At 71.9% G+C, this 18,137-nt stretch carries 16 protein-coding genes; 9 read left to right on the top strand and 7 right to left on the bottom strand.

Annotation, left to right across the window (positions count from 1 at the left end):
* Positions 1 to 109 precede the first annotated feature (109 nt).
* The 4 genes from ACWDUZ_RS18110 (at position 110) to ACWDUZ_RS18095 (ending at position 3,573) form a co-directional block, all read left to right on the top strand.
* Positions 110 to 1,048, top strand: coding sequence for an AurF N-oxygenase family protein (locus ACWDUZ_RS18110; protein ID WP_451632792.1), 939 nt, complete (start codon positions 110 to 112; stop codon positions 1,046 to 1,048).
* A gap of 118 nt (positions 1,049 to 1,166) precedes the next feature.
* Positions 1,167 to 1,823 carry a TetR/AcrR family transcriptional regulator gene (locus ACWDUZ_RS18105; protein WP_451632791.1) on the top strand — a complete coding sequence of 219 codons (657 nt, stop codon included), beginning with the start codon at positions 1,167 to 1,169 and terminating at the stop codon, positions 1,821 to 1,823.
* Positions 1,816 to 2,142: a hypothetical protein gene (locus ACWDUZ_RS18100; protein ID WP_451632790.1), complete on the top strand. Its 327-nt coding sequence runs from the start codon at positions 1,816 to 1,818 to the stop codon at positions 2,140 to 2,142. The genes ACWDUZ_RS18105 and ACWDUZ_RS18100 overlap by 8 nt, the downstream gene beginning before the upstream one ends.
* Positions 2,143 to 2,247: 105 nt before the next feature.
* Positions 2,248 to 3,573: an NlpC/P60 family protein gene (locus ACWDUZ_RS18095; RefSeq protein WP_451632789.1), complete on the top strand. Its 1,326-nt coding sequence runs from the start codon at positions 2,248 to 2,250 to the stop codon at positions 3,571 to 3,573.
* Here the strand turns inward: ACWDUZ_RS18095 and ACWDUZ_RS18090 are convergent.
* From ACWDUZ_RS18090 to ACWDUZ_RS18070, 5 genes are read right to left on the bottom strand one after another with little or no spacing between them, the layout of a single operon-like run.
* Positions 3,537 to 4,799, bottom strand: coding sequence for a styrene monooxygenase/indole monooxygenase family protein (locus ACWDUZ_RS18090; RefSeq protein WP_451632788.1), 1,263 nt, complete (start codon positions 4,797 to 4,799; stop codon positions 3,537 to 3,539). The two genes, ACWDUZ_RS18095 and ACWDUZ_RS18090, sit on opposite strands and share 37 nt — an antisense overlap.
* A gap of 15 nt (positions 4,800 to 4,814) precedes the next feature.
* Positions 4,815 to 5,426 (bottom strand): GTP-binding protein, encoded by a 612-nt coding sequence (locus tag ACWDUZ_RS18085; RefSeq protein WP_030170383.1) that lies wholly within the window; start codon positions 5,424 to 5,426, stop codon positions 4,815 to 4,817.
* Entirely contained in the window at positions 5,407 to 5,859 is a 453-nt protein-coding gene (locus ACWDUZ_RS18080) for a DUF742 domain-containing protein (RefSeq protein ID WP_451632815.1), read from the bottom strand. Before ACWDUZ_RS18080 ends, ACWDUZ_RS18085 begins: the two co-directional genes overlap by 20 nt.
* Positions 5,860 to 5,879: 20 nt before the next feature.
* Positions 5,880 to 6,383 carry a roadblock/LC7 domain-containing protein gene (locus tag ACWDUZ_RS18075; RefSeq protein ID WP_451632787.1) on the bottom strand — a complete coding sequence of 168 codons (504 nt, stop codon included), beginning with the start codon at positions 6,381 to 6,383 and terminating at the stop codon, positions 5,880 to 5,882.
* On the bottom strand, positions 6,380 to 9,373 hold the full coding sequence (locus tag ACWDUZ_RS18070; protein WP_451632786.1) for a nitrate- and nitrite sensing domain-containing protein: 2,994 nt from the start codon (positions 9,371 to 9,373) through the stop codon (positions 6,380 to 6,382). The genes ACWDUZ_RS18075 and ACWDUZ_RS18070 overlap by 4 nt, the downstream gene beginning before the upstream one ends.
* Positions 9,374 to 9,788: 415 nt before the next feature.
* On the opposite strand from ACWDUZ_RS18070, the gene ACWDUZ_RS18065 reads away from it, so the two are divergent.
* Complete coding sequence (locus ACWDUZ_RS18065; protein ID WP_451632785.1) at positions 9,789 to 10,577, top strand: protein phosphatase 2C domain-containing protein; 789 nt, start codon at positions 9,789 to 9,791, stop codon at positions 10,575 to 10,577.
* 55 nt (positions 10,578 to 10,632) lie between these two features.
* Here the strand turns inward: ACWDUZ_RS18065 and ACWDUZ_RS18060 are convergent, their stop codons facing one another.
* Positions 10,633 to 11,136 (bottom strand): MarR family winged helix-turn-helix transcriptional regulator, encoded by a 504-nt coding sequence (locus ACWDUZ_RS18060; protein WP_451632784.1) that lies wholly within the window; start codon positions 11,134 to 11,136, stop codon positions 10,633 to 10,635.
* A gap of 274 nt (positions 11,137 to 11,410) precedes the next feature.
* Between ACWDUZ_RS18060 and ACWDUZ_RS18055 the strand changes: the two genes are divergently transcribed.
* Positions 11,411 to 12,397 carry a lysozyme gene (locus ACWDUZ_RS18055; protein WP_451632783.1) on the top strand — a complete coding sequence of 329 codons (987 nt, stop codon included), beginning with the start codon at positions 11,411 to 11,413 and terminating at the stop codon, positions 12,395 to 12,397.
* A gap of 75 nt (positions 12,398 to 12,472) precedes the next feature.
* On the opposite strand, the gene lon is transcribed toward ACWDUZ_RS18055, so the two are convergent.
* Positions 12,473 to 14,896, bottom strand: coding sequence for an endopeptidase La (lon, locus tag ACWDUZ_RS18050; RefSeq protein ID WP_451632782.1), 2,424 nt, complete (start codon positions 14,894 to 14,896; stop codon positions 12,473 to 12,475).
* A gap of 337 nt (positions 14,897 to 15,233) precedes the next feature.
* On the opposite strand from lon, the gene ACWDUZ_RS18045 reads away from it, so the two are divergent.
* The 3 genes from ACWDUZ_RS18045 (at position 15,234) to ACWDUZ_RS18035 (ending at position 17,876) form a co-directional block, all read left to right on the top strand.
* Positions 15,234 to 15,911 (top strand): spermine/spermidine synthase domain-containing protein, encoded by a 678-nt coding sequence (locus tag ACWDUZ_RS18045; RefSeq protein WP_451632781.1) that lies wholly within the window; start codon positions 15,234 to 15,236, stop codon positions 15,909 to 15,911.
* A gap of 124 nt (positions 15,912 to 16,035) precedes the next feature.
* Positions 16,036 to 16,773 carry a response regulator transcription factor gene (locus ACWDUZ_RS18040; RefSeq protein WP_189902244.1) on the top strand — a complete coding sequence of 246 codons (738 nt, stop codon included), beginning with the start codon at positions 16,036 to 16,038 and terminating at the stop codon, positions 16,771 to 16,773.
* On the top strand, positions 16,770 to 17,876 hold the full coding sequence (locus tag ACWDUZ_RS18035) for an ATP-binding protein (protein ID WP_451632780.1): 1,107 nt from the start codon (positions 16,770 to 16,772) through the stop codon (positions 17,874 to 17,876). Before ACWDUZ_RS18040 ends, ACWDUZ_RS18035 begins: the two co-directional genes overlap by 4 nt.
* Positions 17,877 to 18,137 lie beyond the last annotated feature (261 nt).

Raw genomic sequence — 18,137 nt, 5'->3', positions numbered from 1 at the left:
TGACGGGCTTGCTGACAAGCAGTCTTATAAGAGGCGGGTGATCTGACCCGCGAGTAACCACGTAACCGGCCACGCCGGCCACGACCCCGTACGACGAGGTGGGACAGCCATGACGACCGTGACGGAAGCCGACGCGCTCGCCGGACTGCGCGACGCGCTCGGTCTGCTCAAGGACCGCGAGCAGGTCGCCGAGCGGCTGCTCGCCTCCTCCGCCAAGCACTCCTTCGACCCGGACGAGGAGCTGGACTGGGACGCGCCCTTCGAGGAGGGCAAGTGGTTCTGGCCGCCGGAGCTGGTGTCCCTGTACGACACCCCGCTGTGGAAGCGGATGAGCGAGGAACAGCGGATCGCCCTCTCCCAGCACGAGGCCGCCGCGCTCGCCTCGCTCGGCATCTGGTTCGAGCTGATCCTGATGCAGCTGCTGGTGCGGCACATCTACGACAAGGCGGCCACGAGCGCGCACGTGCGCTACGCCCTCACCGAGATCGAGGACGAGTGCCGGCACTCGAAGATGTTCGCCCGCGTGATCGCGCGCGGCGGCACGCCCTGGTACCCGGTCAGCCGCGTCCACCAGAACCTCGGCCGGCTCTTCAAGACGATCTCCACCACCCCCGGCTCCTTCACCGCCACCCTGCTCGGCGAGGAGGTCCTGGACTGGATGCAGCGGCTGACGTTCCCGGACGAGCGGGTGCAGCCGCTGATCCGCGGGGTCACCCGCATCCACGTGGTGGAGGAGGCGCGGCACGTGCGCTACGCCCGTGAGGAGCTGCGCCGCCAGATGCTGACCGCCCCGAGGTGGTCCAAGGAGTTCACCCGGGTGACCTCCGGCGAGTTCGCACGGGTGTTCTCGGTGGCCTTCATCAACCCCGAGGTCTACACGAACGTGGGACTCGACAAGCGGGAGGCCATGGCCCAGGTGAAGGCGAGCGGGCACCGGCGCGAGGTCATGCAGACCGGCGCCAAGCGGCTGACGGACTTCCTGGACGACATCGGCGTGCTGCGCGGTGTCGGACGGCAGCTGTGGCGGTCGTCCGGGCTGCTGGCGTAGTGCGGTCCTCGTGGACCGCGTACCTCCTGGGCCGCAGGCCGTGGGCGGCGAGCGGTGGCGTGGCCGCCGCGCCGCGACGCCCGGCTGGAGCGGCCGGGCAGCGATTACGCTGCCCGGCATGAGCCCTGCCGCGTCCACCCCCGCCTACCGCCGCCTCAGCGTCGAGGAGCGGCGTGCTCAGCTGCTCGACGCGGCGCTGTCCCTCTTCGCGCACCAGGCCCCCGAGGACGTGTCGCTGGACGACGTGGCGGAGGCGGCGGGGGTGTCGCGCCCGCTGGTGTACCGGTACTTCCCCGGCGGCAAGCAGCAGCTGTACGAGGCGGCCCTGCGCTCCGCCGCCGAGGAGTTGCGGCACTGCTTCGACGAGCCGCACGAGGGCCCGCTGCTGCGCCGCCTCGCCCGTGCCCTGGACCGCTATCTGCGCTTCGTGGACTCGCACGACGCCGGCTTCACCGCGCTGCTCCAGGGCGGCAGCGTGGTGGAGACGTCCCGGACGACCGCCATCGTGGACGGTGTGCGCCGGGCCGCCGCCGAGCACATCCTCAGCCACCTGGAGGTCGCGGACCCCGGACCGAGGCTGCGGATGACCGTCCGGGTGTGGATCACGACCGTGGAGGCCGCCTCCCTGATCTGGCTCGACGAGGGCAAACAGCCGCCCGCCGAGGAACTGCGGGACTGGCTGGTCGAGCAGTTCACGGCCGTTCTGAACGTCACCGCCGCCCGGGACCCGCAGACCGCCGCGCTGGTGCGGGCGCTCGCGTCGGCGGATGGCTGACACTGGTGGCGTGAAGAGCGAAGACACCCCGTTCGAGGGCGGGCCCATGGACGGGCGGGTGCTGCCCGTGCTCGTGGGGCCCACCGGGCACCCGCCGAAGACGTATCGCATCCCGGTCCCGGACGCGGCGGGCGGGCCGCCGACCGTGCTCGTCTACCGCCGGGTGCCGCGGGGGCACAGCAAGAGGCTGGGGCTGCCGCGGGGGTGGAAGTACGCGTTCGATCCCGAGGGCGATTCCGGGCCCCGGCTGAAGTGGCCGTGGTCCCGGCCGGCGCCCCGAAACGGCTCGCACGGCAAGCCGGGTGACACGGAAGGGTGATCGCGGTGCGCCGCATGGCGCAGACCTGACCAACATCGTCGGTTGATAGGCCGAATCCTCACGGGTGGGGAGCGGAGAGACCGCTCCCGCACCGGAGGTGATGACGTGTCAGGACGGGTGCTGCGACTGGTGTGCACGGCGGCGGTGGCGGCGCAGGCCGCTCTCGCTCCGACGGCCGCCACGGCCGTCCCGCAGCCGCTTCGGCAACCACAGCCACAGCCACAGCCCCAACCGCAGGCGCTGTCGCAGGCGAAGCCATTGCGACCCTGGCCGTACGGGCCGGCCGGCCCGCTCCGACAACCCGGCCCGTCCGGCCGGCTCGGACAGCGGCCGGAGCCGGGACAGCCGAGGCAGGCCAAGCAGAACGCCCGGCCCGCACACCGCTCCGCCACCGCCCTGCTGAGCGACTTTCAGAAGCTGTACCGGCAGGCCGAGCAGGCCACCACGGCCTACAACACCCTCGCCGCCCGGCTGCAGAAACAGCGGATCGTCGTCGAACGGATGGACGCCGGCCTCACCCGGGCCCGGTCCGCCCTGCGCGGCAGCATGGAGGACGCCGGCCGGCTCGCCCGCCTCCAGTACCAGGGCAACAGCAACTTCTCGCCCTACCTGCGGCTGTTGCTGGCCCGCGATCCGCAGCAGGCACTGGAGGCGGGAGAGATGCTCGGGCGGCTGTCCCGGGAGCAGTCGCGGAAGGTGGGGCGGCTGGAAGCGGACGAGCGGAAGGCGTCCGAACTCGCCCGCGCGGCCCGTACGGCGTACGACGCGCAGCTGATCATCGTCCGGAAACAGCAGCGGGCCCGCGACGAGGTGCGCAAGCGGCTGCTGGACGTGGAGAAGCTGCTCGCCTCGCTGAGCGCCCGGGAGCTGGCGGCGCTCACCGCGGCCGAGCGGAGCGGGAAGGGCGGGATCGGCGAGGCCCAGCGGGAGCTGCTGGCCGCGGGGGCGCTCGTCGCCGGCAGGCCGCCCACCGCGCAGGGCGAGAAGGCGGTGCGCTACGCGGTGCGGCAGCTGGGCAAGCCGTACGTGTGGGGTGCCGAGGGCCCCGACGGGTACGACTGCTCGGGGCTGACCTCGAAGGCCTGGGAGCAGGCCGGGAAACCGATCCCGCGGACCAGCCAGGCGCAGTGGGCGCGGCTGAAGCGGGTGCCGATGAAGGACCTGCGCCCCGGCGACCTGGTCGTCTACTTCCCCGGGGCCACGCACGTCGCTCTCTACCTCGGCGGCGGCATGGTGGTGCAGGCGCCCCGGCCCGGCGCCCGGGTGAAGGTGTCGCCGGTCACGTCCAACCCGGTGCTGGGGGCGGTACGGCCCGACCCGGGCGGGAAGCCCCTGCGGAGCTACATGCCGCCGAGGCTTCCCAAGGGTGCCCTGCGCGGTTCGGACGCGGGCTACTACTCGGCCGCTCCCCCGGCGACCTCGGCCAGGTAGGCCTCGGTCCGGGCCGGCTCGTAGAAGAAGTCCTCGAAGTCGGCCGGGTTGTCGAAGGCGTTGGCGAAGCGGTCGGCGACCGGCTGGAGCTGACCGGCGGCGCCGATCAGGTTGAGGACGTGCTCCGGCGGCGGAGCGAGCATGGCGTTCGTCCACTTGGTCACGTGCTGAGCCGTGTTCCAGTAGCGGTCGAACGTCTGCCGCATCCACTCCTCGTCGAACGGCTTGTCACCGTGTTCGAGGATGGACGCCAGGTAGGCGGCCGCGCACTTGGAGGCCGAGTTGGAGCCCTGGCCGGTGATCGGGTCGTTGGCGACCACGACATCGGCCACGCCCAGCACCAGGCCGCCGCCGGGCAGCCGGCCGACCGGGTTGCGCACGGTCGGGGCGTAGCGGCCGGCGAGGGTGCCGCCGGCGTCCGTCAGCTCGACCTTCGTGGCCCGCTCGTACTCCCACGGCGTGAACGTCCGCATCAGGTCCAGGGTCAGGGCCAGGTGCTGGGCCGGGTCCTTCACGCCCGTGAACGCGTCGAGCGGGCCGCCGGGGATGCCCTCCCAGAACAGGATGTCGGCACGGCCGGAAAGGGTGTACGTCGGCATGACGAACAGCTCGCCGACGCCGGGGACCAGGTTGCAGCGGACCGCGTCGAACTCCGGGTGCTCCGGGCGCGGGCCCAGACCGTGCACGTACGCCACCGCCAGCGCGCGCTGCGGCTCGCTGTAGGGGGACCGCTCCGCGTCCCGTTCGAACATCGACACCAGCTCGCCCTTGCCCGCCGAGACCAGGACGAGGTCGTAGGCGCGGGAGAAGTAGTCGAGGTCGCCGACGGCCGCGCCGTGGATGACCAGCTGGCCGCCGCGCTGCGCGAAGGTCTCCATCCAGCCGGCCATCTTCACCCGCTGGTCGACCGACTGCGCGTACCCGTCGAGCCTGCCCACCCAGTCGATCGCGCGTGCCGCGGGGCCCTCGCTCCAGGAGCCGGGGGCGGCGACCGAGACGCCGAGTCCCTCGATCCTCGGGGCCTGGGACTCCCAGAAGTTCAGCTGCAGGTCCCGCTCGTGCTGGAGCGCGGTGTGGAACATGCACTGCGTCGACATGACCCGGCCGGAACGGATCTCGTCCGCGGTCCGGTTTGACATCAGGGTGACCTCGTACCCGTGCGACTGGAGGCCGAGGGCGAGCTGGAGACCGGACTGGCCGGCTCCGACGACGAGTATCTTCCGCATACGGGTGCTGTTCTCCTACTCGGGTGTTTCGTCCAGCGCGTGGCCGACGAGGGACAGCAGTGTCTCGATCACCGAGATCCGCCGCCTCGCATCCATGATCATGACAGGTATGTGCGCGGGGATCGTCAAGGCCTCCCGCACATCCGCCGGTTCGAACAGCTCGCTGCCGTCGAAGTGGTTGACCGCGACGACGTACGGCAGCCCGCAGCTCTCGAAGTAGTCGAGCACCGGGAAGCAGTCCTTCAACCGCCGCGTGTCGGCCATGACGACGGCACCGATCGCACCGCGCACCAGATCGTCCCACATGAACCAGAACCGCTGCTGGCCCGGCGTGCCGAACAGGTAGAGCACCAGGTCGTCGTCGAGCGTGATGCGGCCGAAGTCCATGGCCACGGTGGTGGTCAGCTTGCCGGGCGTGGCGGTGAGGTCGTCGGTCTCGGCGCTGGCCTCGGTCATCAGCGCCTCGGTCTGCAGCGGCGTGATCTCCGAGACCGCGGTGACGAGCGTGGTCTTGCCGACCCCGAATCCCCCGGCCACCACTATCTTCGTGGCGATGGGGGCCCGGGTGCGGTCCGTCTGCCAGGACTTCAGGTCCTCATCGGTGTCTTCAAAGACGACGGAGTCCACTCAGCACCCTTTCCAGCAGAGCGCGGTCCGGACGGCCGGTGCCGTGACCGGTTCCGGTGCCGTACACACGGATCTTTCCCTGGTCCGCCAGGTCGCTCAACAGCACCCGGACCACACCGAGCGGCATCCTCAGCAGCGCGGCGATCTCGGCCACCGTCCGCATGCGGCGGCACAGTTCGACGATGGCCCGCATCTCCGGCATGACCCGGCTGCTGAGGTAACCTGCCCCACTGCTCAGCGCGTGGGCGGTGCCCCCGGTCAGCTCTTTGTGCTCCTCGGGGGCCTCCAGCGCGGCCGTGCTCCCGACGAACGTCTCCACGAGGAGGACGTGGCCGAAGCGGGTGCGGCCGCCGGTGAGCGAGTAGGGGCGCACGCGGGCGGGTTTTCGGTCCCCGCCGCGGACCGGGAGCTGGTGTTTGGGCCTACCGCTCATCGGGCTGCTCATGGCACTGCTCATCGGGTGCTCCCCGCCGACTCGGACTCCAGTGACTTCCGCAGCTCGCTGCGGAGTTCGGGCGTCAGGACGTGTCCGGCTCGGCCCACGAACAGCGCCATGTGGTAGGCCACCACGCTCATGTCGCACTCGGCCGAGCCGTGCACGCCGAGCAGGGAGCCGTCGCTGATCGACATCACGAACAGGCTGCCCTCGTCCATCGCGACCATGGTGTGCTTGACCGCCCCGAACTCCATCAGCCGGGCCGCTCCGACGGTGAGGCTGCCGATGCCGGAGACGACGGTGGCGAGGTCGGCGGCGGAGCCGCGTGGGCCGCCGGGGGCCGCCGCACGGCTCTGGCGGGCCTCCTCGATGCGGCCCTGGTCGGAAGAGAGCAGCAGCAGACCGTCGGAGGAGACCACGGCGACGGACTCGATGCCGGGCACCTCCTCGACGAGGTTGTTCAGCAGCCAGTGCAGGTTGCGGGCCTCACTGCTCAGTCCGAAGGTGGTGGACGCTGTCAACTGCTTGCCTCCTCGACTGTGCCCCCCGTGGCTTCCTCGGCATGTGTACGGCCGGCGGCCGGTGCCGGCCGCTGGTGCTGCGCCGTCCGTTCCGCGATCTCTGACTCCACGTCGCGGTAGCCCGCCTGGGCGCCCTGGCGGAAGCCGCCCAGGCGGCGGCGGAGCGCCTCGGCGTCCACCGAGCCGGTGCGCTGGCGCGGGGTGTGGGTGGGCGTGGTGATCTTGGGGGTGCGCTTGGGGAGCCCCTTGGCGGTGACGGGCTCCTCGGGTGCGCGGGTGTGTTCGGCCTCGGATTCGCCGTCGGCCCCGGACGCGCTCCCGGCCGCAGCGTCCCGACGGGCTTCGTGGCCGGCTCCGGGTGGCGCCTGCGGGGCGGGCTCGCGGCCGGTGGCCGCGGAACCTGCCTGCGCAGGGCCGGCTTCCGCTGCGGTGCGGGCCTGCCGGCCGACCCGCTCTCCCGCCGGGGGCGGGATCAGCAGGGTCATCGTCGTCTCGGCCGGGGACTCCGGTGGCGTCTCGACGACCGGGGACTCCGGTGCGCTCTCGGTGACCGTGGGCTCGGGCGCACTCTCGACGCTCGACGGCTGCGGCGCCGTCTCGACGGCAGCGGGCTCCGGCGCGCCCTCGGTGACCGGGGACTCCGGCGCCGTCTCGGCCTTCGCGTCCGCCGCCGGCCCGGCGGCGGCCTCCGGGCCCTCCGCGGCCTCCGACCGCCGTACCGTCCGCTCCGCCAGGGCCACCAGTGGGTCGGTGGCGCCGTCCTTGGGCCGGGCGGGCAGGACGTTGGAGTTGACCTCGGCGTCCGCGCCGGGGAGGGAGAACGTTCCGGTGCCGCCGTGGGCCGGCGCCGTCGCGGGCGCCGCGGAGGCGGGGGCCGCCGCCAGGAGCGGCTGGGGTACGACGACGACCGCCGCGATGCCGCCCTGCTTCTGCTCGCGCAGCCGCACCCGGACGCCGTGCCGGTGGGCGAGGCGGGCCACCACGTACAGGCCGAGGCCCAGGCCGCTCTCACCCTCCTGGTCGTAGGGGGCCTCCGGGTCGAACTCGGCGAGGCGGTCGTTGAGCCGGCTGAGCCGATCGTCGGCCATGCCGATGCCCTCGTCCCGGACGGAGAGCATGATCTCGCCGTTCTCCAGGAGCCAGCCGGAGACCTCCACGGGCTGGTCCGGCGGCGAGAACGACGTGGCGTTCTCCATCAGTTCGGCCAGCAGGTGGGAGAGGTCGTCGGCGGCGAAGCCGGCCACATGCGCGTGCGGCGGCAGCGCGGCGATACGGACGCGCTCGTAGCGTTCGATCTCGCTGACCGCGGCGCGCACGACGTCGACCAGCGGGACCGGACCGGCGTGCTGCTGGACGTGCTCGGTGCCGGCCAGGACCAGCAGGTTCTCGCTGTGCCGGCGCATGACCGTGGCGAAGTGGTCGAGCTTGAAGAGGGTGGCCAGGCGGTCCGGATCCTGCTCGCGCTCCTCCAGGCCCTCGATGACGGCGAGCTGTCGCTCGACCAGTCCCAGGGTGCGCAGCGCCAGGTTGACGAAGGTGGAGCCGATGCTGGTGCGCATCCGCTGGAGCTGGGCGTGTGCGGTGGCCAGTTCGGCGCGCAGTTCCTCGCGGGCTTCGGCCATCTTCTGGCGCCCGCCGATCAGGTGCTTGCGGTCGGCCTCCAGGGTGGCGACCCGTTCGGCGAGGGCGGCGGCCTGCGCGTGCAGGGTGTTGACGGAGCGGACGACCTGGGCGAAATCGTCGTTGCGCCCGGTGAACCTGATCGGCTCCTCGGTGCTCGCGTCCTCGGCGCCGGCCAGCCGGGCCGAGCCGAGGCGGAGCACGGCCAGCGGGCGGGTGAGGGTACGGGCGAGGGCCGTGGCGACGCCGATGGCGACGAGCATCAGGGCGCCCAGCAGGGCGATGCGGATCTCCAGTGCGGTGACGTCGTCGTCGCGGAGTTTCGCCAGGTCCTTGGTGCGGTGGTCGTAGAGGGACGCCTCCGCGCCGCGCATCAGGTCGGTGCGGGCGGTGAGGGCGGCGTCCGCCTTCTTGGTGCTGGTCGCCAGGTCGGAGTCGGACAGCGTCGGCTGGTCGGTGAGCTTGGCCAGGTAGCTCGCGGCGGACTTCACCTCGGGGCCGGTGACGGTGGAGTCGTAGGAGGCGCGGGCCGCCTCGGGGGCGGTGGCGCGGAACCCGGCGAGGGCCGCGTCGGAGCGGACCCGGGCCTGCTGGGCGGCGGCGGTGAGCGCGTCGCGCTGCTTGGCGTCGGCCTCGGAGGAGGTGGTGACGGTCGTGGGCAAGCCGGTGACCGGGCTGATCACGGTCTGCTTGGACCGGGGCACGTTCAGGGCGGCGAGGAGCAGCCCGCGGGCGGCGGCGGCCTGCTGCACGCCGGTGTCGAGGTCTGCGAGGGCGTGCGCCCCGGCGCCGGCCCGCGGGGGCATCTGCTCGGCCAGCTGTTCGGCGAGTCGGTGCAGTTCGGCGATGGTGGCGGAGTACGCCTGGTGGGCCTGGAGGGCGGTGGTCCGGCCGGTGAGCGCCGAGCGCCGCACGGCAGCGATGCCGTCCAGGTCCCTGCGCAGCCAGGCGGGCGTGTCGGTGGCGGCGCGCAGCTCCTCGACCTGGCGGTCCACGCGGGTGCTGCGCTGCTCCGAGGGTGCCTTGGACTTGGGACGGCCGGCGGCGACGTAGGAGGTGACCTCGTCGCGTTCGTCGGCGAGCGCGTGGGCGAGGGCGAGGGCGTCCTGGGTCTGCCCGGCGAGCGTCACCAGGTCCTGGGAGTCGCTCAGCTGCCCGGAGGCGGCGATCACCGAGGGGGCGCCGGCCCCGGCCACGGCCGCGGCCACGACGGCGACGGCGGCGATGAGGCGGTTGCGTACGTGGGTCGGGCGGCCCTTGCCCACCGGAACGGCGGACCGGTCGGTGGCGGAGGGAGTGCCGGACGTCCTCTCCGGGCTCCTCCCGGTCGCCGTCTGCTTGCCTGTGCGCCGAGGCCGCGTCTTCTGCACCGGTGCTCGCATTCCTGTACTCGTGTACTCATGGGCCCGGGTGGCGCGCCGTCACCTGGTGCGACTGGTGCGTACACCCTCCCCCCGGCTCTCGGCTGCGCCCGAGCAGGGGACCTGCGTCGGTTTCCGACCCTCCCAGTGCCGGTGGGCAGTGGGCCCGCATCGTCCGACCGGCCACCCGAAGGAGTGAACATCGGAGGAGAGTTGGCGGGCAAGTTCCCCCGGCGCGTACGCGGTACGCCTGCGGCGGGCCGGTTGGACGTCGGCGGCAGGCTTTGGCAATATTCGCCGCCACGCCTTCCCGGAGCGCTCCATTCCCTCCCAAACCAGGCGCCTGACCTGCGGGACTGCATCAATCCCAAGGTGATTGGCCACTTTTGGCGAACCATGTGAAGGCCTCGTGCAGACTGGCCCGATGCGTATGGAGGTTGTTTCGGAAGCGGGCGGGCCGGACCGTCCGAACGAGGACTTCGCCGCCCTGGGAGTGCCCGCTTCCGGGCAGGGGGGCTGCCTTGTCGTCCTGGACGGGGTGACGCCGCCGAGGACGGAGACGGGCTGTCTGCATCCGGTTCCCTGGTTCACCGCGCGACTCGGGGGCGCGCTGACCGAACTGACCGTTTCCTGCCGGGATCTGACGCCCACAGAGATCCTCTCCCGGGCCATCGCGCGAACGGCCGAGGCGCACGCGATCACTTGTGACCTTTCTCACCCTCGCACACCCCAGGCAACCGTGGTGCTCGTTCGCTGGTCGGCCGAAACCGTGGAGTACCTGGTGCTGTCCGACTCGGTGCTCCTGCTGGAGTCGGCGGACGGCTCGGTCGTGCCCGTCCTGGACGACCGGCTGGCCCGCCTGCCCCGGGAGGCGCTCGCCACCGACGCGCTCGTCGACGCCACGCTGCGCAACAAGGAGGGCGGCTTCTTCACCGCGGCGGCGGACCCCTCGGTGGCGGACCGGGCCGTGACGGGCGTCGTGCCGGCCGGTGAGGTCCGGGCCCTGGCAGCGCTGACGGACGGGGCGGCGCGCTGGGTGGAGAAGTTCCACGAGGGCGACTGGGCGCAGTGCCTCCGCACGGTGCGCAAGGAAGGCGCGCGAGCGCTGGTGGAGCGCGTACGGGCCCTGGAGGCGGCGGACCGTCAGGAGCGGGCGTGGCTCGGGCGGAGCAAGACGCACGACGACGCGACGGTGGTGTTCGTGGAGCCGTGAGGATCGGAGCGGGCGGCGGACACCGGGGCGGCGGGGACGCCCCCCGGCTGCCCGGCTACTTGTCGTGCTTGGCCATGACGCCGTTCAACTCGTGCAGCAACCGCGCCAGTTCCGCCACCTCGCGGCGGTCCCAGTGGGCGAGGCGCCGGCCGTAGCGCGCCCGGCGGGCCTCGCGCACCCGGCCGACGCGGCTGCGGCCCTCCGCCGTGAGGGCCACCAGCCAGGCCCGTCCGTCCGCGGGATCGGGCTCACGGGCGACCAGGCCGAGTTCCTCCAGGGCGCGCAGCTGGCGGGACATGGTGGCCTTGCCGACACCGATGTAGGCGGCGAGGTCCGTGGCGCGCTGACTGCCGCACTCCTCCAGACGGATGAGCAGTCCGTAGGCGGAGGACTCCAGATCCGGGTGGACCTCGCGGGCCATCTCGCCCTGGCTGGCCCGGGCACGCCGCAGCAGCACCGTCAGTTCCCGCTCCAGGGCCAGGAACTCGCGGTCCACACCAGTGGGCGAGCCATCGCCGGATGCGGCGGCCTGCCCGTCGCCTCTTGTGTCTTCGTGCACGTCAGCCCCTGCCTGAAGTTTTCGCTGTGCTGAAAGTTTCCGCCCGTCGCCGCCATCGCCGCAGCTGAGCCAGTATTTCGCAGGCGTAGACCAACGACAGCCCGCACCCCTTCCCAGAGCGCATCCGCCTGCTCGGGTTCGACCGCGAGCCTATTGACATGTACACAACATCAACGCTCCCGGCGGGTCTACCGGGACCCGCTCTTTCCTTGTGCAACGGTGGGCCTACCCCCTGTTCCCCCCACCGAACACCACCGAACTTCGGAGGCACGTCATGCCCGTGCACAGACCCGGAACGGCTCGCGCGCGTCGGCTCACCGTCGCGGGAGCCCTGCTCGCAGCGTTCACGGCTCTCTTCACCGTCCCCTCCTCGGCCGAGACCACCCCAGACCGCGGCCCCGCGTACATGGGCATCGACGCGTCGGCACACGACGGCGGCGACGGCTCACCCACCAGCGCCGACACCGTCCCGGCCCGCGGCTCCGCGTACATGGGCATGGGAGTGCTGGCACACGACGGCCGCAGCGGCTCACCCACCAGCGCCGACACCACCCCAGACCGCGGCTCCGCGTACATGGGCATCGGCGTGCTGGCACACGACCGCCGCAGCGGCTCACCCACCAGGGCCGCCGTCACCCAGACCGAAGGCGTCGACGTCGCCAGCTACCAGGGCAACGTCGCCTGGTCCACCCTGTGGAACAGCGGCGTGCGGTGGGCCTACACGAAGGCGACGGAGGGCACGTACTACACGAACCCGTATTTCACGCAGCAGTACAACGGCTCCTACAGCGTCGGCATGATCCGCGGCGCGTACCACTTTGCGACCCCGGACACCGCCAGCGGCGCCTCCCAGGCCAACTACTTCGTGGACCACGGCGGCGGCTGGTCCCGCGACGGCAAGACCCTGCCGGGCGCCCTCGACATCGAATGGAACCCCTACGGCGCCGCCTGCTACGGCAAGTCCGCCAGCGCGATGATCAGCTGGATCGCCGACTTCCTCAACACCTACAAGGCGCGCACCGGCCGTGACGCCGTCATCTACACGGCCACCAGCTGGTGGACCCAGTGCACCGGCAACTACGGCGGCTTCGCCGCCAACAACCCCCTGTGGATCGCTCGCTACGCCTCGACGGTGGGCACCCTGCCGGCGGGCTGGAGCTACTACACGATGTGGCAGTACACCTCGTCCGGCCCGACGGTCGGCGATCACGACAAGTTCAACGGCGCGCTGGACCGGGTGCGGGCCCTGGCCAACGGCTGACCCCCCTGAGCACGGACGGCGAAGGCCCGGGCCTCCCTCACGGGACCCGGGCCTTCCCTCATCCGGCAGCGTCCGTCACGCCGCTACCGGAACCTCGGGCGCCGCGCCGTTCACGGCCGGCGCGAGGGCCAGTTCCAGGACCTGGCGGACGTCGGTGACGGCGTGGACGTCGAGCTTGTCCAGCACCTCGGCCGGGACGTCGTCCAGGTCGGGCTCGTTGCGCTTGGGAATGATCACTGTGGTCACCCCGGCCCGCTGCGCCGCGAGCAGCTTCTGCTTCACGCCGCCGATGGGCAGGACGCGGCCGGTCAGCGAGACCTCGCCGGTCATCGCCACGTCCGTACGGACCAGGCGGCCCGACAGGAGCGAGGCGAGCGCGGTCGTCATGGTGATGCCCGCGCTCGGGCCGTCCTTGGGCACGGCACCCGCCGGGAAGTGGATGTGCACGCCCCGGTCCTTCAGATCGCCCACCGGCAGCTCCAGCTCGGCGCCGTGGCTGCGCAGGAAGCTCAGCGCGATCTGCGCGGACTCCTTCATCACATCACCGAGCTGACCGGTCAGGGTCAGGCCCGCCGCGCCCGTCTCCGGGTCGGCCAGGGACGCCTCGACGAAGAGCACGTCTCCGCCGGCCCCGGTGACCGCCAGGCCCGTCGCCACCCCGGGGACGGCCGTACGGCGCTCGGCCGGGTCCTGAGCGGACTCGGGCACGTGGTGCGGACGGCCGATGAGGTCGCGCAGATCCGCCTCGGTGACGGCGAACGGCAGGTCCCGCTCCCCCAGTTCGTGCTGGGCCGCCACCTTGCGCAGCAGCCGCGCGATGGCCCGCTCCAGGGTGCGCACGCCCGCCTCGCGGGTGTACTCGCCGGCCAGCCTGCGCAGCGCACCCTCGTCGATCGTGACCTCGGTCGGGTCCAGGCCGGCCCGCTCCAGCTGGCGCGGGAGCAGGTGGTCGCGCGCGATGACGACCTTCTCGTCCTCGGTGTACCCGTCCAGGCGGACGATCTCCATCCGGTCCGCCAGCGCCTCCGGGATGGCCTCCAGGACGTTGGCGGTGGCCAGGAAGACGACGTCCGACAGGTCGAGTTCGACCTCCAGGTAGTGGTCGCGGAAGGTGTGGTTCTGCGCCGGGTCCAGCACTTCGAGCAGGGCCGCGGCCGGGTCGCCGCGGAAGTCGGAGCCGACCTTGTCGATCTCGTCCAGCAGGACCACCGGGTTCATCGACCCGGCCTCCTTGACGGCGCGCACGATCCGGCCGGGCAGCGCGCCGACGTACGTACGACGGTGGCCGCGGACCTCGGCCTCGTCGCGGACGCCGCCCAGGGCGACCCGGACGAACTTGCGTCCCATGGCGTGCGCCACGGACTCGCCGAGCGAGGTCTTGCCGACCCCGGGCGGTCCGACGAGCGCCAGGACGGCACCGCCGCGCCGCCCGCCGATCACGCCCAGGCCACGGTCGCCGCGGCGCTTGCGCACCGCCAGGTACTCGGTGATCCGTTCCTTGACGTCCTCCAGGCCCGAGTGCTCGGCGTCCAGGACCGCCTTGGCGCCCTGGATGTCGTAGGCGTCCTCGGTCCGCTCGTTCCAGGGCATCTCCAGGACGGTGTCCAGCCAGGTGCGGATCCAGGAGCCCTCGGGGGAGGCGTCGGAGGCCCGCTCCAGCTTGTCGACCTCCTTGAGGGCGGCCTCGCGCACCTTCTCGGGCAGGTCGGCGGCCTCGACGCGGGCCCGGTAGTCGTCGGACTCCTCGCCGTCCTTCTCGCCGTTGAGCTCGCGCAGCTCCTTGCGGACGGCCTCGAGCTGACGGCGGAGCAGGAACTCGCGCTGCTGCTTGTCGACGCCCTCCTGGACGTCCTTGGCGATGGTCTCGGCCACATCCTGTTCGGCGAGGTGGTCGCGCAACTGCTGGGTGGCGATCTTCAGCCGGGCCACCGGGTCGGCGGTCTCCAGCAGCTCGACCTTCTGTTCGATGGTCAGGAAGGGCGAGTAGCCGGAGTTGTCGGCGAGCGCGGACACGTCCTCGATGGCCTGCACCCGGTCCACGACCTGCCAGGCGCCACGCTTGCGCAGCCAGGCGGTGGCCAGGGCCTTGTACTCCTTGACGAGTTCCGCGACCTGGCCGGGCAGCGGGTCCGGCACGCTCTCGTCGATCCGCGCGCCCTCGACCCACAGCGCGGCACCCGGTCCGGTGGTCCCGGCGCCGATCCGCACGCGGCCGCGGCCACGGATCAGGGCGCCCGGGTCGCCGTCGGCCAGCCGGCCGACCTGCTCGACCGTGCCCAGCACGCCGGTCTTCGCGTACGTGCCCTCGATGCGCGGCACCAGCAGCACTCTGGGCTTCCCGGGCTCCGACCGGGCAGCGGCCTGAGCGGCCTCCACCGCGGCCCGTACCTCGCTGTCGCTCAGATCCAGCGGGACCACCATCCCGGGCAGCACGACCTCGTCGTCTAGCGGCAGCACAGGCAGGGCGAGCGGTGTGAACGCTGCGGACTCAGCAGCCATGATCTCCCCTTCGGCAGTCAAGTTGAGTTACGTCGACTCAATGCACGAGGGGGCTCGAATGTTCCCAGGGGCCTGTTCGCTCTGAGCGATCACTTGCGCGGGGACGAGAAAGGCCAGGTCGCGCCGAGGGAAGCGAGGCCGGGCAGCCGCCGCCGGGGACGCAGGCCGCGCACGGTCGTGCGGCGAGCCCAGCGCGTGGCGTCGGCGGCCGCTGGACGGCGAGACCCCGGCTCCCCCGTGGAAGCGGAACCCGGGGAGCCCGCCACTGTCTCCCCGGAGCCCGTGCGTCACCCCTAAATCATGTGGCCAGGCGGCGCGGTTCGGGCAGGATGGCCCCATGACCGCCTCGTACGAGACTCCTGTGGTGCTGGACCGTCGCGAGGGCCCCTATGGCGAGGTCGCGCTGCGCCGGCACGGCGAGCTGCTTCAGATCATCGCCAACGGCTGCTTCCTGATGGACACCTCCGACGGCCGTTCGGAGCGGCTGCTGGTCGACGCCGCCCTCGCCGCGCTGGACGGCAGGGCGCACCCGCACGTGCTGATCGGCGGCCTGGGCGTGGGCTTCTCGCTCGCGCACGCCGCCGCCGACCCGCGCTGGGGACGGATCACGGCGGTCGAGCGCGAGCCGGCGATCATCGACTGGCACCGCTCCGGTCCCCTCGCCGAGCTCACGGCGGCGGCGCTCGCCGACCCGCGCACCGAGATCGTCGAGGCCGATCTGCTCTCTTACGTCAATGAGACATCCACCACTTTCGACGCGTTGTGCCTGGACATCGACAACGGCCCCGACTGGACGGTCACGGAGGGCAACGGCGGGCTGTACACACCCCCCGGACTGGCAAGCTGCGCAAGGGCGTTGACGCCCGGCGGGGTGCTCGCGGTGTGGTCGGCCAGGCCGTCTCCGGAATTTGAAGGAACCTTGTGGAATGTCGGGTTCCAACAGGTGCGCACCGAAGAGATCCCCGTTGCCCGGGGAGTTCCGGACGTCGTGCACCTGGCCGTCCGCCCTGGATAGCAAAGCCGCGGTGACTCCCCGTACGCTGCTTCCCTGACGCCGATCATTCAAGCGTCAATCGCAACCATGCGCAGTCAAGGAATCACCCCACGGATTCCGGAAGCACACCTCTCAGGGGCGGGCGATGGAGCAGACACACACCTCCCACAACGCGACGTCGGCCGGACCGGGCGCACAGCGCCGGGTCCTGGTGGTTGAAGACGACCAGACCATCCTGGACGCCATCGCCACCCGCCTGCGCGCCGAGGGATTCCTCGTGCAGACGGCGGGCGACGGCCCGTCCGCGGTCGACACCGCCGAGGCCTGGCAGCCCGACCTGCTGATCCTCGACATCATGCTGCCCGGCTTCGACGGCCTGGAGGTCTGCCGCCGTGTGCAGGCCCAGCGGCCCGTGCCGGTCCTGATGCTCACCGCGCGGGACGACGAGACCGACATGCTGGTCGGCCTCGGCGTCGGCGCCGACGACTACATGACCAAGCCGTTCTCGATGCGGGAGCTGGCGGCGCGCGTGCACGTGCTGCTGCGCCGCGTGGAGCGGGCCGCCCTCGCCGCCGCGACGCCGCGCAGCGGCATCCTGCGCCTGGGCGAGCTGGAGATCGACCACGCACAGCGCAGGGTGCGGGTGCGCAGCGAGGACGTCCACCTGACGCCGACGGAGTTCGACCTCCTGGTGTGTCTGGCGAACACCCCGCGTGCGGTGCTCTCGCGCGAGCAGCTGCTGGCCGAGGTGTGGGACTGGGCGGACGCCTCCGGCACCCGGACCGTCGACAGCCACATCAAGGCTCTGCGCCGCAAGATCGGCGCCGAGCGGATCCGCACGGTGCACGGCGTGGGCTACGCGCTGGAGACGCCGACCCCATGAGCGACGGTCCGGCCGCACGGCGGGCCCCGGGACGACCCTGGGGTGACGTACGACCGTTCTCGATCAAGACCAAGCTGGGCACGCTGGTCGTCATCTCGGTGCTGATCACCACCGGTCTCTCCATGATCGCGGTGCACACCAAGACCGAGCTGCGCTTCATCATGGTCTTCTCGATGATCGCCACGCTGCTCATCACGCAGTTCGTGGCCCATTCGCTCACCGCGCCGCTGGACGAGATGAACGCGGTCGCCCGGTCCATCTCGCACGGCGACTACACCCGCCGGGTACGCGAGAACCGCGGGGACGAGCTGGGCACGCTGGCCCAGACGATCAACCGCATGGCCGACGAGCTGGCCGCCCAGGACCGTCAGCGCAAGGAGCTGGTGGCCAACGTCTCGCACGAGCTGCGCACGCCGATCGCGGGCCTGCGCGCGGTGCTGGAGAACATCGTGGACGGGGTCACCGAGGCGGACCCCGAGACCATGCGGACGGCCCTGAGGCAGACCGAGCGGCTGGGCCGGCTGGTCGAGACGCTGCTGGACCTGTCCCGCCTGGACAACGGCGTCGTCCCGCTGAAGCTGCGGCGCTTCGAGGTGTGGCCCTATCTCTCGGGCGTGCTGAAGGAGGCCAACATGGTCGCCTCGGCCCGCGCCGAGATGGCCTCCGGCTCCGGGAGCCACACGCGTACGGACGTCCATCTCAGCCTGGACGTCTACCCGCCGGAGCTGACCGCGCACGCGGACCCCGAGCGGATCCACCAGGTGGTCGCCAACCTGATCGACAACGCGGTCAAGCACAGCCCGCCGCACGGCCGTGTGACGGTGCGGGCGCGGCGCGGTCCGCGGCCGGAGTCGCTGGAGCTGGAGGTCCTCGACGAGGGACCCGGCATTCCCCGCTCCGAGTGGCACCGCGTCTTCGAGCGCTTCAACCGGGGGGCGGTGAGCCGGCCCCACGGTCCGGGCAGCGACGGCGGCACCGGGCTCGGCCTGGCGATCGCCCGCTGGGCCGTGGATCTGCACGGCGGCCGGATCGGGGTGGCCGAATCAGATCGCGGCTGCCGGATCCTCGTCACTCTTCCAGGGCTTCCGCCAGTTCAAAGTTGACGTAAAGTGCGACCGGAACCTCAAGATCCACGAGCCTGCGCCGGCCCGGCCGCAGCTGGACACGTGTGATCAGGCAGGGGCCTGCGTCCGTGCCGGGCCGGGCCCGGGTCCTGCCTTCCCTTCCGCCGCTGAACCACGGTTGTTTCCCGCCATTTCAAGGCCCGAAACACAGCTTTCGATGTGACTTACACGACGATGAACGGGCCCGACCTGACCTTCCCGGCCCCGGAGGCGTAGCCTTTATTCCCGCTGTCCATCACC

It is taken from the genome of Streptomyces sp. NPDC003393, from assembly GCF_053589015.1.
The sequence above is the reverse complement of the archived record's forward strand: the minus strand, read 5'-3'. Positions and strand labels throughout refer to the sequence as shown.

Bases quoted from the DNA above. Each gene is read 5' to 3' on its own strand.
- ACWDUZ_RS18110 (WP_451632792.1), top strand. From the start codon at position 110: ATGACGACCGTGACGGAAGCCGACGCGCTCGCCGGACTGCGCGACGCG.
- ACWDUZ_RS18105 (WP_451632791.1), top strand. From the start codon at position 1,167: ATGAGCCCTGCCGCGTCCACCCCCGCCTACCGCCGCCTCAGCGTCGAG.
- ACWDUZ_RS18100 (WP_451632790.1), top strand. From the start codon at position 1,816: ATGGCTGACACTGGTGGCGTGAAGAGCGAAGACACCCCGTTCGAGGGC.
- ACWDUZ_RS18090 (WP_451632788.1), bottom strand. From the start codon at position 4,799: ATGCGGAAGATACTCGTCGTCGGAGCCGGCCAGTCCGGTCTCCAGCTC.
- ACWDUZ_RS18080 (WP_451632815.1), bottom strand. From the start codon at position 5,859: ATGAGCGGTAGGCCCAAACACCAGCTCCCGGTCCGCGGCGGGGACCGA.
- ACWDUZ_RS18065 (WP_451632785.1), top strand. From the start codon at position 9,789: ATGCGTATGGAGGTTGTTTCGGAAGCGGGCGGGCCGGACCGTCCGAAC.
- ACWDUZ_RS18055 (WP_451632783.1), top strand. From the start codon at position 11,411: ATGCCCGTGCACAGACCCGGAACGGCTCGCGCGCGTCGGCTCACCGTC.
- lon (WP_451632782.1), bottom strand. From the start codon at position 14,896: ATGGCTGCTGAGTCCGCAGCGTTCACACCGCTCGCCCTGCCTGTGCTG.
- ACWDUZ_RS18045 (WP_451632781.1), top strand. From the start codon at position 15,234: ATGACCGCCTCGTACGAGACTCCTGTGGTGCTGGACCGTCGCGAGGGC.
- ACWDUZ_RS18040 (WP_189902244.1), top strand. From the start codon at position 16,036: ATGGAGCAGACACACACCTCCCACAACGCGACGTCGGCCGGACCGGGC.
- ACWDUZ_RS18035 (WP_451632780.1), top strand. From the start codon at position 16,770: ATGAGCGACGGTCCGGCCGCACGGCGGGCCCCGGGACGACCCTGGGGT.